Origin of the sequence: Roseovarius lutimaris, assembly GCF_900115165.1 — a bacterium.
GTDB lineage: Bacteria > Pseudomonadota > Alphaproteobacteria > Rhodobacterales > Rhodobacteraceae > Roseovarius > Roseovarius lutimaris.
In genome coordinates this window covers 1-16201 of record NZ_FOVP01000026.1, presented here as the reverse complement: position 1 = coordinate 16201, position 16201 = coordinate 1, and the positions used below count along the sequence as shown (strand labels likewise).

11 protein-coding genes and 1 tRNA gene are annotated in these 16201 nt (G+C 59.5%); 1 reads left to right on the top strand and 11 read right to left on the bottom strand.

The window, feature by feature from the left end; all coding sequences use genetic code 11:
• The first annotated feature begins 1 nt into the window (after position 1).
• Positions 2-2029 carry an ABC transporter ATP-binding protein gene (locus BMZ91_RS18295; protein ID WP_092841909.1) on the top strand — a complete coding sequence of 676 codons (2028 nt, stop codon included), beginning with the start codon at positions 2-4 and terminating at the stop codon, positions 2027-2029.
• Between the two features lie 130 nt (positions 2030-2159).
• Here BMZ91_RS18295 and rpoC read toward each other — a convergent pair whose 3' ends face one another.
• The 11 genes from rpoC to BMZ91_RS18240 form a co-directional block, all read right to left on the bottom strand.
• The gene (gene rpoC, locus BMZ91_RS18290) at positions 2160-6407 is read right to left on the bottom strand and encodes a DNA-directed RNA polymerase subunit beta' (protein ID WP_092841907.1); all 4248 of its coding nucleotides are present in this window, start codon (positions 6405-6407) and stop codon (positions 2160-2162) included.
• A 98-nt stretch (positions 6408-6505) separates the two neighbouring features.
• The gene (rpoB, locus tag BMZ91_RS18285; protein WP_092841905.1) at positions 6506-10642 is read right to left on the bottom strand and encodes a DNA-directed RNA polymerase subunit beta; all 4137 of its coding nucleotides are present in this window, start codon (positions 10640-10642) and stop codon (positions 6506-6508) included.
• Positions 10643-10880: 238 nt separating this feature from the next.
• Complete coding sequence (rplL, locus tag BMZ91_RS18280) at positions 10881-11258, bottom strand: 50S ribosomal protein L7/L12 (RefSeq protein WP_092841903.1); 378 nt, start codon at positions 11256-11258, stop codon at positions 10881-10883.
• 73 nt (positions 11259-11331) lie between these two features.
• Positions 11332-11850 (bottom strand): 50S ribosomal protein L10, encoded by a 519-nt coding sequence (gene rplJ, locus BMZ91_RS18275; RefSeq protein WP_092841928.1) that lies wholly within the window; start codon positions 11848-11850, stop codon positions 11332-11334.
• 254 nt (positions 11851-12104) lie between these two features.
• Positions 12105-12803 (bottom strand): 50S ribosomal protein L1, encoded by a 699-nt coding sequence (rplA, locus tag BMZ91_RS18270; protein WP_092841901.1) that lies wholly within the window; start codon positions 12801-12803, stop codon positions 12105-12107.
• Between the two features lies 1 nt (position 12804).
• Entirely contained in the window at positions 12805-13230 is a 426-nt protein-coding gene (gene rplK / locus BMZ91_RS18265; RefSeq protein ID WP_092841899.1) for a 50S ribosomal protein L11, read from the bottom strand.
• Positions 13231-13337: 107 nt separating this feature from the next.
• Positions 13338-13871, bottom strand: coding sequence for a transcription termination/antitermination protein NusG (nusG, locus tag BMZ91_RS18260; protein WP_092841897.1), 534 nt, complete (start codon positions 13869-13871; stop codon positions 13338-13340).
• Positions 13872-14062: 191 nt separating this feature from the next.
• Entirely contained in the window at positions 14063-14260 is a 198-nt protein-coding gene (gene secE / locus BMZ91_RS18255) for a preprotein translocase subunit SecE (RefSeq protein ID WP_092841895.1), read from the bottom strand.
• A 117-nt stretch (positions 14261-14377) separates the two neighbouring features.
• Positions 14378-14986: a hypothetical protein gene (locus tag BMZ91_RS18250; protein ID WP_092841893.1), complete on the bottom strand. Its 609-nt coding sequence runs from the start codon at positions 14984-14986 to the stop codon at positions 14378-14380.
• A gap of 346 nt (positions 14987-15332) precedes the next feature.
• Positions 15333-15408: transfer RNA gene (locus tag BMZ91_RS18245), tRNA-Trp, on the bottom strand.
• A gap of 304 nt (positions 15409-15712) precedes the next feature.
• Positions 15713-16201 (bottom strand): EF-Tu C-terminal domain-related protein (locus tag BMZ91_RS18240; protein ID WP_245736465.1); only part of this gene is annotated, 489 nt, incomplete at its 5' end.

The window sequence follows — 16201 nt, the reverse complement described above, 5'->3', positions numbered from 1 at the left end:
GATGGCCAACCCGCCGCTGATTGATATCCAGGGCCTCAGTATCGGGTTTCTCGGTCGCTCTGGCGCGATGCTGCCGGTGTTGCACGCCATCGACCTTCGGGTGTGTCGCGGCGAAAGCATCGGCATCGTCGGCGAAAGCGGCTCTGGCAAGAGCACACTGGCGCTTGCGGCGATGGGATATCTCAAACATGGACTAAAAAAAATATCGGGCGAAGTGATCTATAACGGCGCCGATATGTTCGCGCGCAGCACTGGCGAGCTTGCCAGGATACGCGGCGGGCAGCTTGGCCTGATCCCGCAGAACTCGGGACAGGCGCTGACCCCGACCCTGCGCATCGGCCGCCAGTTGCACGAGGCGCTCCGCCTGCATTGCGCCCTGCCCGACGGGGGCCATGAGGCCCGCGCCATCGACCTTTTGACCCAGGTGCGCCTGCCCGATCCGGCGGTGATCCTGCGCCGCTATCCGCATGAATTGTCAGGCGGCCAACAACAACGCGTGGCCATCGCCATGGCCCTGGCGGGCGAGCCTGACGCGCTTTTGCTGGACGAGCCGACCACCGGCCTTGATGTGACCACACAGGCGCATATCCTTGAGTTGCTGCGCGATTTGGCCCGTACGCGCAACATGGCGATGGTTTACGTAAGCCACGATCTGGGCGTCATCGCACGGGTGTGCGACCGGGTTCAGGTGCTTTATGCCGGCGAAACCGTTCTTGAGGGACCGGTGCAGGCGGTGCTGAAAACTCCGGCCCATCCCTATGCGCGGGGCCTTCTGGCCTCGATCCCGCGGCTTGGCGACCGCAGCCTGCCGCGCGCTCTGGAGGGGCGCCCGCCCGCGCCCGGCAGTGACAGAACCGGCTGTGCCTTTGCGCCGCGCTGCGCGCTTGCCACGGATCAGTGCCGGACCATACGCCCCCCGATGGTGACCGGCGAGGCCGGGCAGGAAACCCGCTGTTTTTACCCCGAGCAAACCACACGCATAGACATGACCGGGAGCGGCGCACCGTTAAGCTGCTGCATGGCCGATAACCCGGCGGCCCTGTCCCTCAACCGGGTCGCGATCCGCTATGACCGCCCCGGCGCCCTGGCACGGTTCTTGCCCGCGCGCCCCCGGCCCCCGGCCACGGTGGATGATATCACCCTGACCATCACCCAGGGCGAAACCCTGGGTTTGGTCGGGGAATCCGGCAGCGGCAAGTCGACCATCCTCAAGACCATCGCGGGCCTCTTGCCCCCGGCCGAAGGCACGATCACCCTTGGCGATGGCACCGCCCTCACCCCGCGCGTCGAACAGCGCCGCCCGGAGCAGCTTCGCCGCATTCAGATGGTGTTCCAGAACCCCGACGAAAGCCTCAACCCGCGCCAGACCGTGGCCGATATCCTCGGTCAGCCGCTGCGGCTCTACTTTGGCCTCAAGGGGGCCGAGCGGCACCAACGCGCCGCCGCGCTTCTGGAAACCGTCCGCCTTGGCGCGCATTACCTTGATCGCCGCCCCGGACAGCTCTCTGGCGGCGAAAAACAGCGCGTCGCTATCGCCCGTGCCTTTGCCGCCACCCCCGACATCGTGCTCTGCGATGAAATCACCTCAGCGCTTGATGTCTCGGTTCAGGCGGCGGTGCTTGAGCTTCTCAATGACCTCAAGGCGCGCCATCAGACGACGTTCATCTTTGTCAGCCACGACCTGACCGTCGTGCGCGCCCTGTCGGATCGCGTGGCGGTGCTCTATCAGGGGCGCCTGTGCGAAATCGGTGCTTCGGCGGCGGTCTACGCCGCGCCATCGCATCCCTATACCGAGGTGCTGCTCAATGCGGTGCTTGAACCCGATCCCGATCATGCCCCGAGATTGCTGGCTGAAGACGCCACGGACCTTTCACCGCCCGCGCGTGGCTGTCCGTTTCAGCGGCGCTGCCCCGTCAAATGCGGCAGCATCTGCGACACCGACATACCGCCCTGGCAAAAGGCTGCGGACGGCCACGCCATCCGCTGTCACATCCCGCTCAAAGATCTGGCCAAAACCGGCCCTGCATGACATGGCCCATAGGCTTCTTCTTGGTAAAAATACTCAAAATCCGACAGCAGCCAAATCAAAGACACCGCACACGAAAAAAAGGGCCCCGCCATCGCTGGCAGGGCCCTTTCGCTGTGTCAGACCACCGTTATTATTCGTCGCGGCTTTCTGGCGTTTCCACCAGGTTGTCGAATTCGTCACCGCCAACGACATCATCTTCCACCACCGGCGCGGCAAGAGCGGCCGCAGCGGCAGCCTCTTCCTGACGGGCCTCGATCACGACGCTGTCGCGTGCGGTGGCGATGCGGCGCATCTCCTGGGTGGCGCCACCGGTGCCCGCCGGGATTAGGCGACCAACAATGACGTTCTCCTTGAGACCGACTAGTTTGTCACGCTTGCCCTGAACCGATGCCTCGGTCAGCACGCGGGTGGTTTCCTGGAACGACGCCGCAGAGATGAAGCTGCGGGTTTGCAGGCTGGCCTTGGTGATCCCAAGAAGGATCGGCTCGCCCTGTGCCGGGCGCCCGCCCTTCGAGATCGCCTTGTCGTTGGCTTCGTCAAACTCGGCCTTATCGACATGCTCGCCCTTCAGAAGCGTGGTATCGCCGCTGTCCTGGATTTCCCATTTCTGCAACATCTGGCGCACGATGACTTCGATGTGCTTGTCGTTGATCTTCACGCCTTGCAGGCGATAGACCTCTTGCACCTCGTCGATCATATAGTTCGCCAGCGCCTCGACACCCATGATCCCAAGGATGTCATGCGGCGCGGGGTTGCCGTCCATGATGTAATCACCCTTCTGGACAAAATCACCTTCCTGAACCGGAATGTGCTTGCCCTTGGGCACCATGTATTCCACCGGCTCCATGGTCTCGTCCGCAGGTTCGATGGTGATGCGACGTTTGTTCTTATAGTCGCGACCATAGCGGACATAGCCGTCGATTTCCGCGATGATGGCGTGATCCTTGGGGCGACGCGCCTCAAAGAGTTCGGCCACACGCGGCAGACCACCGGTGATGTCCTTGGTTTTGCCACCTTCACGCGGGATTCGCGCGATCACGTCACCGGCTTGCACCTCCTGGCCTTCTTCGACCGCGAGAATGGCATCGACCGACATCGGGTAGGTCACCGGGTTACCCGCATCGTTGCGCATCGGCTCGCCATCGGCACCGATGATAAACACCTCAGGCTTGAGCTCGTTGCCCTTGGGGGCCGCGCGCCAGTCGGTCACGATCTTCTGGGTCATGCCGGTCGCATCATCGGTCACATCACGCACGGCGACGCCGCTGACGAGATCGACAAACTTCGCGGTCCCGGATTTCTCGGCCAGGATCGGCAGGGTGTAGGGGTCCCATTCGAACAGTTTCTGACCACGGACAACCTTGCCGCCCTCTTCGACGAACAGGCGCGTCCCGTAGCCAACCTTGTGGCTGGCCAGTTCAACACCCTTCTCGCCGATGATCCGCAACTTCATGTTCCGGCCCATCACGAGGGTTTCACCGTTCGAGTTGACCAGAGTCTGAGGCTGATCATAGGTGATCGTACCCTCCTGGCTGGCTTCCAGGAACGACTGTTGGCCGCCCTGGGCAACGCCGCCGATGTGGAAGGTCCGCATCGTAAGCTGTGTGCCCGGCTCACCGATCGACTGGGCCGCGATGATGCCCACGGCCTCGCCGATATTGACCATCGTACCACGCGCAAGGTCGCGACCATAGCACATGGCGCAAACGCCATCCTCGGCCTCACAGGTTAGCGGCGAGCGCAGACGCACGGTTTGCACCGCAGCCTCTTCAAGCATGTCGGCCATGCGTTCGTCGATAAGCTGACCGGTGGCGATCAAAACCGCATCGCTGATCGGGTCAACGATATCCTCGGCCGCGACACGGCCCAGCACACGTTCGGCCAGCGAGGCCACGATCTCACCGTCATTGACAGCCGCTTCAACCGTCACCGCGCGCTCGGTTCCGCAATCATGCTGACGCACGATACAGTCTTGCGCAACGTCCACCAGACGACGCGTCAGATAGCCCGAGTTGGCCGTTTTCAGAGCCGTGTCAGACAGACCCTTGCGCGCGCCGTGGGTCGAGTTGAAGTATTCAAGAACGGTCAGACCTTCCTTGAAGTTCGAGATGATCGGTGTCTCGATGATATCGCCGTTCGGCTTGGCCATCAGGCCACGCATACCGCCAAGCTGTTTCATCTGCGTCACCGAGCCACGCGCACCAGAGTGCGCCATCATATAGACCGAGTTCGGCTCCATCACGGCGCCGTTTTCGTCTGTGCGCTCGGCCGAGATCGAGCCCATCATCGCATCGGTGACCTGATCGTTACATTTCGACCAGGCATCGACAACTTTGTTGTACTTCTCGCCCTGGGTGATCAGACCGTCCATATACTGCTGCTCGAAGCCTTTTACCTGACCACGGGTTTCCTCGACGATGGTCCATTTGGTATCGGGGATCACCATGTCGTCCTTGCCAAAGGAAATCCCGGCCTTGAACGCTTCGCGGAACCCGAGTGTCATGATCTGATCGCAGAAAATGACACTCTCTTTCTGGCCACAATACCGGTACACGGTGTCAATGACCTGCTGCACTTCTTTCTTGCGCAACAGGCGGTTCACAAGGCTGAACGGCGCCTTGGCGTTTTGCGGCAAAAGCGCGCCAAGACGCACACGGCCCGGCGTGGTCTCGACGCGAATGATCACCTCGTTGCCCTCGGCATCAATCTGCGGAACACGCGCGGTGACGCGCGAGTGCAGGTGCACTTCGCCGGAATCCAGCGCATGCTGAACCTCTTCGATTGACGAAAATACCATACCCTCACCCTTCATGCCTTCGCGCATCAGCGTGACATAATAAAGGCCAAGGATCATATCCTGAGAGGGAACGATGATCGGCGCGCCGTTGGCGGGCGACAGAACGTTGTTGGTCGACATCATCAAGACGCGCGCTTCAAGCTGGGCTTCCAGCGAGAGAGGCACGTGAACCGCCATCTGGTCACCGTCAAAGTCGGCGTTGAAAGCGGCACAGACCAGCGGGTGAAGCTGAATCGCCTTACCCTCGATCAGAACCGGCTCGAACGCCTGAATGCCAAGACGGTGCAAGGTCGGCGCCCGGTTGAGCATCACCGGATGCTCGCGGATCACCTCATCGAGAATATCCCAAACCTCGGGACGTTCCTTTTCAACAAGCTTTTTGGCCTGCTTGACGGTCGAACTGAGGCCCTTGGCCTCAAGCCGCGAATAGATGAACGGCTTGAACAATTCGAGCGCCATCTTCTTGGGCAGGCCGCATTGATGCAGCTTGAGCTCGGGACCGGTCACAATGACTGAGCGACCAGAAAAGTCGACGCGCTTGCCCAAAAGGTTCTGGCGGAAACGGCCCTGTTTGCCCTTGAGCATATCCGAGAGCGATTTCAGCGGGCGCTTGTTGGCGCCGGTGATCACCCGGCCACGACGACCGTTGTCAAACAGAGCATCGACAGATTCCTGCAACATCCGCTTTTCGTTGCGCACGATGATGTCGGGCGCACGCAGCTCGATCAGCCGCTTGAGGCGGTTGTTGCGGTTGATCACCCGGCGGTAAAGATCGTTGAGGTCAGACGTGGCGAAACGCCCCCCGTCCAGCGGCACCAGCGGGCGCAGCTCTGGCGGAATGACCGGAATGACCGTCATCACCATCCATTCCGGGCGGTTGCCGGATTCAAGGAAGGATTCCACGACTTTCAGACGCTTGATGATCTTCTTGGGCTTCAGCTCGCCCGTGGCCTCTTTCAGGTCCGCGCGCAGACGCTCGGCCTCGGCCTCAAGGTCGATGTTCTGAAGCATTTCACGGATCGCTTCGGCGCCGATATTGGCGGTGAAGGCGTCCATGCCATAGGCATCCTGAGCATCCATGAACTCTTCTTCGCTCAGCATCTGACCATAGGTAAGGTCGGTCAGGCCGGGCTCGATGACGACATAGTTCTCAAAATAAAGCACACGCTCAAGATCGCGCAGGGTCATGTCGAGCATGAGACCGATCCGCGACGGCAGCGATTTCAGAAACCAGATATGGGCGCAGGGCGCGGCCAGTTCGATATGGCCCATACGCTCGCGGCGCACCTTTTGAAGCGTCACCTCGACACCGCATTTTTCGCAGACAACGCCGCGATATTTCATGCGCTTGTATTTGCCGCAGAGGCATTCGTAATCCTTGATCGGGCCAAAGATGCGCGCGCAGAACAGGCCATCACGCTCGGGCTTGAAGGTCCGATAGTTGATGGTTTCCGGCTTTTTGATCTCGCCATAAGACCAGCTCAGAATACGCTCCGGGCTGGCAAGGCTGACCTTGATTTCATCGAACACCTTGGTCGGTGCCACCGGGTTGAACGGGTTGTTTGTCAGTTCCTGGTTCATTTTCAAATCCTTAGAGGCTGGCGGTGAAGGGAGGGGCAACGCCGTTTTCTTGAAAAGAAAACGGACCGGACCCTTTAAAAGGGTCCGGCGCGTGGCGCTTACTCATCTTCCTCCGCATCCAGGAGTTCCATGTTGAGGCCAAGGCCCCGGACCTCTTTGACCAGAACGTTGAACGATTCCGGGATACCGGCCTCGAAATTGTCCTCGCCCTTGACGATCGATTCATAGACCTTGGTACGGCCTGCCACGTCATCCGACTTCACGGTCAGCATTTCCTGCAGGGTATAGGCGGCGCCATAAGCTTCCAGAGCCCAGACCTCCATTTCCCCGAAACGCTGGCCACCGAACTGCGCTTTGCCGCCCAACGGTTGTTGGGTGACAAGGCTGTAGGGCCCTGTCGAACGCGCGTGGATCTTGTCATCGACCAGGTGATGCAGCTTGAGCAGATATTTGATGCCCACCGTGACCGGACGCGCAAACTGCTCACCCGAGCGGCCATCAAACAGCACCGACTGACCACTTTCGTCAAAGCCCGCGCGTTTCAGCGCATCGTTCACGTCATGCTCTTTGGCGCCGTCGAACACCGGCGTTGCAATCGGCACACCGCGTGTCACGGTGCCGGCGGCATCCACCAGGGTCTTTTCGTCCATCTCGGCAATGCCTTCGTCATAGACATCGTCGCCATAGGCGATCCGCATCGCGTCGCGCACCGGGGTCATGTCGCCAGAGCGGCGATATTCCTGAAGCGACTCGTCGATTTTCAGACCAAGCGAACGCGCCGCCCAGCCCATATGACACTCAAGGATCTGACCCACGTTCATCCGGCTGGGAACGCCGAGCGGGTTAAGACAGATATCCACCGTCGTGCCATCCGCAAGGAACGGCATGTCCTCGATCGGGATCACCTTGGACACAACACCTTTGTTGCCGTGCCGACCGGCCATCTTGTCGCCCGGCTGAAGCTTGCGCTTCACCGCGATGAAGACCTTGACCATCTTCATCACACCCGGCGGAAGATCGTCGCCCCGGCGTACCTTTTCGACCTTGTCCTCGAACCGCGCGTCCAGCGTGCGCTTTTGCGCCTCATACTGTTCGTGCAGCGCCTCGACAATCTGGGCGTCTTTCTCGTCTTTCAGCGCCAGCTGCCACCACTGACCCCTGGTCAGCATCGCCAGCAGATCCTCGGTGATGTCCGAGTTGGCCTTGACCCCCTTGGGGCCTTTGACCGCCACTTTGCCAAGCACCAGCGACTTGAGACGGGCATAGATGTTGCGATCAAGAATCGCCAGCTCGTCGTCACGGTCACGCGCCAGACGTTCGACTTCTTCACGCTCGATCTGAAGCGCGCGTTCGTCTTTTTCCACACCATGGCGGTTAAAGACGCGCACCTCGACGACCGTGCCGAAATCGCCCGGCTTGACGCGCAGGCTTGTGTCACGCACATCCGAGGCCTTTTCGCCAAAGATCGCCCGTAGCAACTTTTCTTCCGGTGTCATCGGCGATTCACCTTTGGGGGTGATCTTACCGACAAGGATATCGCCCGGCTCCACATCGGCGCCGATATAAACGATGCCGGCCTCGTCGAGGTTGCGCAGCGCTTCTTCACCGACGTTGGGAATGTCGCGGGTGATTTCTTCCGGCCCAAGCTTGGTATCGCGTGCGGCCACTTCGAATTCTTCGATATGGATCGAGGTGAACACGTCATCGCGCACGATGCGTTCCGAGATCAGGATCGAATCTTCGTAGTTGTAACCGTTCCACGGCATGAAGGCGGTGATCACGTTCTTGCCAAGCGCCAGCTCGCCCATATCGGTACAGGGACCATCGGCGATCACTTCGCCTTTGGTCACCAGATCGCCCACCTTCACCAGCGGTTGCTGGTTGATGCAGGAGTTCTGGTTCGAACGCTGGAATTTGCGCATCCGGTAGATATCAACGCCCGGATCGCCGATTTCGAGATCGGAGGTGGCCCGGATCACGATCCGCTGTGCATCGACCTGGTCGATGACACCGCCGCGACGCGCCATGATGGCCGCGCCTGAATCGCGCGCAACCACACCCTCAATCCCGGTGCCCACAAGCGGGGCCTCGGCACGCAGGGTCGGAACCGCCTGACGTTGCATGTTCGAGCCCATGAGGGCGCGGTTGGCGTCATCATTTTCCAGGAACGGAATAAGCGAGGCCGCAACCGAGACCAACTGTTTCGGGCTGACGTCGATAAGGTCAACGCTTTCGCGCGGCGCGAGCATGTATTCGCCCGACTGACGCGTGCTGACCAGATCGTTGACGAATTTGCCGCCTTCATCGAGGTTGGCGTTGGCCTGCGCCACGGTGTGGCGCATTTCCTCGGTGGCGGACATGTACTGCACATCATCCGTCACCTGGCCGTCAACCACCTTGCGATAAGGCGTTTCGATAAAGCCGTACTTGTTGACCCGCGCAAAGGTGGCAAGGCTGTTGATCAGACCGATGTTCGGGCCTTCCGGCGTCTCAATCGGGCACATCCGCCCATAGTGGGTCGGGTGCACGTCGCGCACCTCAAAGCCCGCGCGTTCGCGTGTAAGACCACCCGGCCCAAGCGCCGAAAGACGGCGTTTGTGGGTGACTTCCGAAAGCGGGTTGGTCTGGTCCATGAACTGCGACAGCTGGCTTGAGCCGAAGAATTCACGCACTGCGGCTGCGGCCGGCTTGGCGTTGATCAGGTCCTGCGGCATCACCGTATCGATCTCGACCGACGACATCCGCTCTTTGATCGCGCGCTCCATCCGCAGAAGGCCGACGCGATACTGGTTCTCCATCAATTCGCCAACCGAGCGCACCCGGCGGTTGCCAAGGTGGTCGATATCGTCGATGTCGCCGCGCCCGTCGCGCAGTTCGACCAGCGCCTTGATGCAGGCCACGATATCGTCGCGGTCTAGCGTGCGCTGTGTGTCGGGCTTGTCGAGCGCGAGGCGCATGTTCATCTTGACCCGACCAACGGCCGAAAGGTCATAGCGCTCGGAGTCAAAGAACAGCGTTTCAAACAACGCCGCCGAGGCCTCTTCGGTGGGCGGCTCGCCCGGACGCATCACCCGGTAGATATCCATGAGCGCGCTTGAGCGGTTCATGTTCTTGTCGGCGGCCATGGTGTTGCGGATGTAGGGACCAACGTTGATGTTGTCGATATCCAGCACCGGGATATCGGTCACGCCCGCATCCAGCAATTCCTGAAGGCTGCCGCCGGTCACTTCGCCCTCTTTGTCGTATTCAAGCGTAAGCTCATCGCCCGCCTCGACATAGATGGCGCCGGTTTCCTCGTTGATGATGTCACGCGCCACGAACTTGCCGACGATATGCTCGAACGGCACCAGAAGCTCGGTGACATTACCCTCGTCGATCAGTTTCTTGACCGCGCGCGGGGTGACTTTCTTGCCTGCTTCGGCAATCACTTCGCCGGATTCGGCATCGACAAGATCATAGGTCGGGCGGGTGCCGCGCACACGCTCGGGAAAGAACTTGGTGACCCAGCCCTTTTTCTTCTTCAGCTTGAAATCGACGGTATCGTAATAGGCGTCCATGATCGCCTCTTGGTCAAGACCAAGCGCGTAAAGCAGCGTCGTCACCGGCAGTTTGCGGCGACGGTCGATGCGCGAAAAGACGATATCCTTGGCGTCAAACTCAAAGTCGAGCCAGGAGCCGCGATAGGGAATGATCCGGCAGGTGAACAACAGTTTGCCCGACGAATGGGTCTTGCCCTTGTCGTGATCAAAGAACACGCCCGGGCTGCGATGCATCTGAGAGACAATCACCCGCTCGGTGCCGTTCACGACAAAGGTGCCGTTCGGCGTCATCAGGGGCATATCGCCCATGAACACGTCTTGTTCCTTGATATCCTTGACGGATTTCGCGCCGGTATCTTCGTCCACATCAAACACGATCAGCCGCAGTTTGACCTTCAGCGGGGCGCTGTAGGTCATGTCACGCTGCATGCATTCCTCAACGTCATATTTCGGCTTTTCAAGATCGTAGCTTACGAACTCCAGCACGCTGGTTTCGTTGAAATCCTTGATCGGAAAGACCGACTGGAAAACGCCTTTGATCCCCTCGCCGTCCATCGGCAGGGGCTCATCGCCTGATTTCAAAAACAGATCATACGAGGATTTCTGAACCTCGATGAGGTTCGGCATTTCAAGCACTTCACGGATCTTGCCGTAATATTTGCGCAAACGTTTCTGGCCGAGGTAGGTCTGAGCCATGGTCGAAGTCACCTTTCATTTCTCACCGGTCGCGCGCGCTGTCGGGCTCCAGCACCGCGGCCATACGAGAGGGCCTGGTTTGATCCATTCACGGCCATCGTCCCAAGACGGCCTCCCGATCATATAAACCTTGCCTTAGAAAAGCCCCGAGCATCGCAGGGCCTCTCTGAGACAGGTTTGGCCGGGCCCGGAATACCGGACCCAGCCTTGATAACGCTCCGGGTTGCCCCGGCGACGATTACTTCAGTTCGACTTCGGCGCCAGCTGCTTCCAGCTTGCCCTTGATCTCTTCTGCTTCGTCTTTCGAGACTTGCTCTTTGACGGCTTTGCCGCCTGCTTCCACCAGATCCTTGGCTTCTTTCAGACCAAGACCGGTGATCGAGCGAACCTCTTTGATGACGTTGATCTTCGACGCGCCGGCCGATTTCAGGATCACGTCAAATTCGGTTTGCTCTTCAGCAGACGCGCCAGCATCGCCAGCCGGGCCGGCCATCATGACCGCGCCACCGGCTGCGGGCTCAATGCCGTACTCGTCTTTGAGGATGGTTTTCAGTTCTTGTGCTTCGAGAAGCGTCAGACCAACGATCTCTTCTGCAAGTTTTTTCAGATCAGCCATTTGTGACTCTTTCCGTTTTCTAGATGTGTTCCAACGTTGGGTAATCAACCCCTACGCGGATATTACAGTTACCTTACGCGGCTTCGGCCTTCTCTTCGACGGTCGAAAGAATGCTCGCGATATTCGAAGCAGGTGCGCCAATGGCCCCCGCGATGTTCGAAGCAGGTGCGCCGATCATGCCAGCAATCGTCGCGATAAGTTCATCGCGCGACGGCAGTTTCGACGTGGCTTCAACACCAGCACGGTCCAGAGCGTTCTCACCCATTGCCCCGCCAAGGATCTCAAACTTTTTGTTATCTTTGGCGAAGTCCTCGGCCACCTTGGCTGCTGCCACGGGGTCCTCGGAGAAGGTTAGAACGGTCATACCCGAGAGGTAGTCAGCAATGCTTGCGCACGGCTTGCCCTCAAGGGCGATTTTGGCGAGCCTGTTCTTTGCTACACGAACTGATGCCTCTGCCGCACGGGCGCGGGCACGCAGATCTTGCATTTCGGCAACTGTAAGACCCGTGTAGTGGGCAACCACTACAACGCCAGAGCTTTCAAAGATCTGGCCGAGTTCCTCGACCACTTTCTCTTTCTGGGCTCTATCCACAGTTTCACTCCAAATTTGGGGGTCTCCCCCCGGCTCATTTTTGCCGCCCCGAAGGACAGCGTTCGGGTCCAAAACACGGGTCCCAAGGCCAAAATCACCCGAAGGCGGCTGCCCTCGTTTGAAATCTTATCTCGTTCCCCATCTCAGGAAGGAATTATGAACCGCGGCTGCGGCAACCCTCCGTCTCGGACAGGACAGGGCCAAAAACAGGGCCCTGCCATTCGCCCCCGGATCACAGACCCGGGTGCAAATTCTTATTCAACAACCGCGCTGTTGACGTCGACGGACACGCCTGCACCCATCGTCGAAGAAATCGAGATCTTCTTGACATAGGTGCCTTTCGCGCCGGCCGGACGGGCCTTTTGCACGGCCACAACAAAGGCGCGAACGTTCTCGGCAAGCTTGCCTTCGTCAAACGAGGCTTTGCCGATACCGGCATGCACAACCCCGGCCTTTTCAGCCTTGAACTGAACTTCGCCGCCTTTGGCGTTTTTCACGGCCTGCGCCACATCCATGGTCACCGTACCCACCTTGGGGTTCGGCATCAGGTTGCGGGGCCCAAGCACCTTACCCAGACGGCCCACGACGGGCATCATGTCGGGGGTAGCAATACAGCGGTCAAAGTCGATCTTGCCGCCTTGCACAATTTCCATCAGGTCTTCGGCACCAACGATATCGGCACCGGCGGCCTGCGCTTCTTCGGCCTTGGGGCCACGGGCGAACACGGCGACGCGAACGTTTTTGCCGGTGCCGTTGGGCAAACCGACAACGCCGCGGACCATCTGATCGGCGTGACGCGGATCAACACCGAGGTTCATCGAGATTTCAACGGTTTCGTCGAATTTCGCGGTTGCATTCCCCTTGACCAGGGCAACGGCGTCTTCAACGCTCAGGTTGTCCTTGCCAGCGAAAGCTTCACGAACGGCGCGGGTACGTTTTCCAAGTTTTGCCATCTTACTTCACCTCGATGCCCATGGAACGCGCAGAGCCGAGGATGATTTTCATCGCGGCTTCGACGTCGTTCGCGTTCAGGTCTTTCCACTTCGCTTCAGCGATTTCCTTGACCTGCTTGGTCGAGACATAACCGGCGGTGGCACGGCCAGGGGTTTTCGACCCCGACGGCAGCTTGGCGGCTTTTTTAAGATAGTAGGACGCGGGCGGCGTCTTGATTTCCATCTCGAACGATTTGTCCTGATAATAGGAAATCACGGTCGGACAGGGGGCACCGGGCTCAAGGTCTGCGGTCTTGGCGTTGAACGCCTTGCAGAATTCCATGATGTTGATGCCGCGCTGACCGAGCGCAGGGCCCACGGGCGGGCTTGGGTTAGCTTGCCCGGCTTTCACCTGCAGCTTCATCTTGCCAACGAGTTTCTTGGCCATCTGGCCTCTCCTTTGTTTCCAACACCGTCAGGGCGCGCCCCTCGGGTTCTTCGTTGTGTGGTCCGGTCCGGATGCCGCGGCAGCCTCGCCTCCCACCTCTCACATCATCAGGCCTGTTTCGTGACCTGTGTGAATTCCAGCTCGACCGGGGTTTCCCGGCCAAAGATCGACACCGACACCTTGAGGCGCTGGTTGTCTTCGTCCACTTCCTCGACCATGCCGTCGAAATCCTCGAACGGCCCGTCGTTGACCTTGACCTTTTCGCCGATCTCGAAATGGATCAGGGTGCGCGGGCTGTCTTCGCCCTCTTGCACGCGGTTCAGGATCGCGTTCACCTCGGCATCGCGCATCGGCATCGGGCGCCCCTGCGGGCCAAGAAACCCGGTGACGCGGTTGATCGAGTTGATCAGGTGATAGCCCGCGTCAGACATTTCCATGCGCACCAGAACATAGCCCGGCATAAAGCGACGCTCGGCGGTCACTTTCTTGCCACGGCGAATCTCGATCACCTCTTCGGTGGGCACAAGCACCTCTTCGATCTCATCCTCAAGACCGCTCTCGACGACAGATGTTCTGATTTGCTCGGCGATCTTCTTTTCGAAATTCGAAAGAACACTGACCGAGTACCACCGCTTTGCCATCTTCGACCTATGCCTTTTATTCTGACCGGCATTTCGCCGGAAATCTGTATTCTCTCAGGCGTTCAACCTGCACTTTCCGGAACAAAAATCGGCGCGCAACCCGAATCGCCGCGCGCCATCTCCAGAAGTGTGCCGTCAACTACCTTTGATTGTCCGCAATTTCAAGGGTCCGTCCGCGATTTTATGCCGCCCTAGCCAAACATGTTCAGCACGGCCTGAAGACCACCGCGAATGGTCAGATCGACCAGCGCGAAAAAGATCGCCGTGACCGTGGCCATGATAAAGACCATGACCGTGGTCAGCAGAACCTCGCGGCGTGTGGGCCAAATCACCTTGGCCACTTCCGAGCGGACCTGTTGAATAAACTGAAGCGGATTCGTGCGTGCCATCTGCGCTGTCTTCTCTGATATACCTGTTGAGCGCGACATACGCGGGCTGGCGCATGAATTCAAGGGCAGAAGGGCCGTCGCCCCCCTGCCCTTGGCACAGGTCTTGAACGGACCGCTTTACTGCGGCTCGGGGTTGATCCGGTCAAACGGATCGGGACGGTGCTCAAACGGGTCGGGTTCCGGCTCCCGGCGCAGGGTCAGCGGCGGCCAGTCACGCAGAATTCTCCAGGATTTGGGAGCCGCGTCGAGCGCCTTGTCACGCAGGTCTTTCATCCGCTCCAGCCCAAACACCGCCGCGCCAAGAACCACAAGCCAGAAGCCGACAAACAGAATTGCCAACACAAACATCGGCCACACCCATACCACGGCAAAGGCCGCCAGCCAGAACGCATGGCGCGGCTTGGGTCGCAAGGCTTTGAGACGCGCAACCCGGTCACCGAGGCGCGCCGGTTTGCCAGGCTCGGCTGTCGCCTTTTTGGCTTTTTTGGGGCCACGCTTGGGACGCGCAACAAGATGTGATGCAAGGCCCTCGGGTGCCAGATCAGGCAAACTCCGGCGACTTGTGGCGCGGCGGTCTTCGCTCAGGATCTCGCGGATCGTCGCCATGGCATTTTCAACCGCCTCTTCCGTAGACGCAGCATCAGCAGGCGCGTGGCCTTCAAATTCGGATCCAACATGCGGTAAATACGATTGCGGGTTAGCGCCCCCCGGCGATTGCGTTGTCATAGCAGCTTTCTCTCACTCTTCCACGCCCCCACGCGGATCGCTCGTGCTTTCGTCAGAAAGGACACAAGTCGATTAAAGGTCATGATGCGGCACAATTGAGGCAAAAAGATGGCGGACCTGCGGCGGAACCAAGACGTTCCAATTTTAGTCACTTTTTTGTCAAAATTGTATTAGGCGTGTCCGGCTGTTCATCACGCCACCGACCGTGATTGCCTGGCAATCCTTGCAGGTCGGACCTATCCCCGACACCGCCGATATCTGCCGGTTCGAACAGACGCCTGTCGGCCCCGTCGCGCGGGGTCACACACGCCAGACACCTGCACAGCTTCACCGGTCTGAAAGGAAATGGCAGGGGCATGGAGACTCGAACTCCAGACCTACGGTTTTGGAGACCGTCGCTCTACCAACTGAGCTATACCCCTATCACTGCGCCGGATTAAGCCACCTTTGACCAGGAATCAAGCGCTGTTGCTCTATTTCTCCACGCTGAATCAGAAATTTTTCCAACGCCCTGCGATGCGCCTTTCACCTCAGGCCGTCAGGCGGGCGGCCGAGCGCGAGCTTTGCACAAACCCACGGTCAAAAAGCTGGCTGATTTTAGTGTCGCTCAGCCCGACAACATCACCAGGCACCTCTTGAGCCTGCGGGGCTTACATTAAAAAAGGGCGCCATCACTGGCGCCCTCTCAGAATTCCGTAGGGTGGGTGAAACCCACGTTCTGCGTGCTTACTCGATGATCTTTGAGACGACGCCGGCGCCGACGGTACGACCGCCTTCGCGGATGGCGAAGCGGAGGCCGTCTTCCATGGCGATCGGGGCGATCAGTTCGACGGTGAACTTCAGGTTGTCACCGGGCATGACCATCTCGGTGCCCTCGGGCAGCTCGACGGTGCCGGTCACATCCGTGGTCCGGAAGTAGAACTGCGGGCGATAGTTCGCGAAGAACGGCGTGTGACGGCCACCCTCATCCTTGGTCAGGATATAGGCTTCGGCTTCGAACTTGGTGTGCGGGTTGACCGACTTCGGCTTGCACAGAACCTGGCCACGCTCAACACCCTCACGGTCGATCCCGCGCAGCAGAACGCCAACGTTGTCGCCAGCCTCACCACGATCCAGCAGCTTGCGGAACATTTCAACGCCGGTACAGGTGGTTTTCTTGGTGTCGCGGATGCCGACGATTTCAAGCTCGTCGCCGACGTTGACAACGCCACGCTC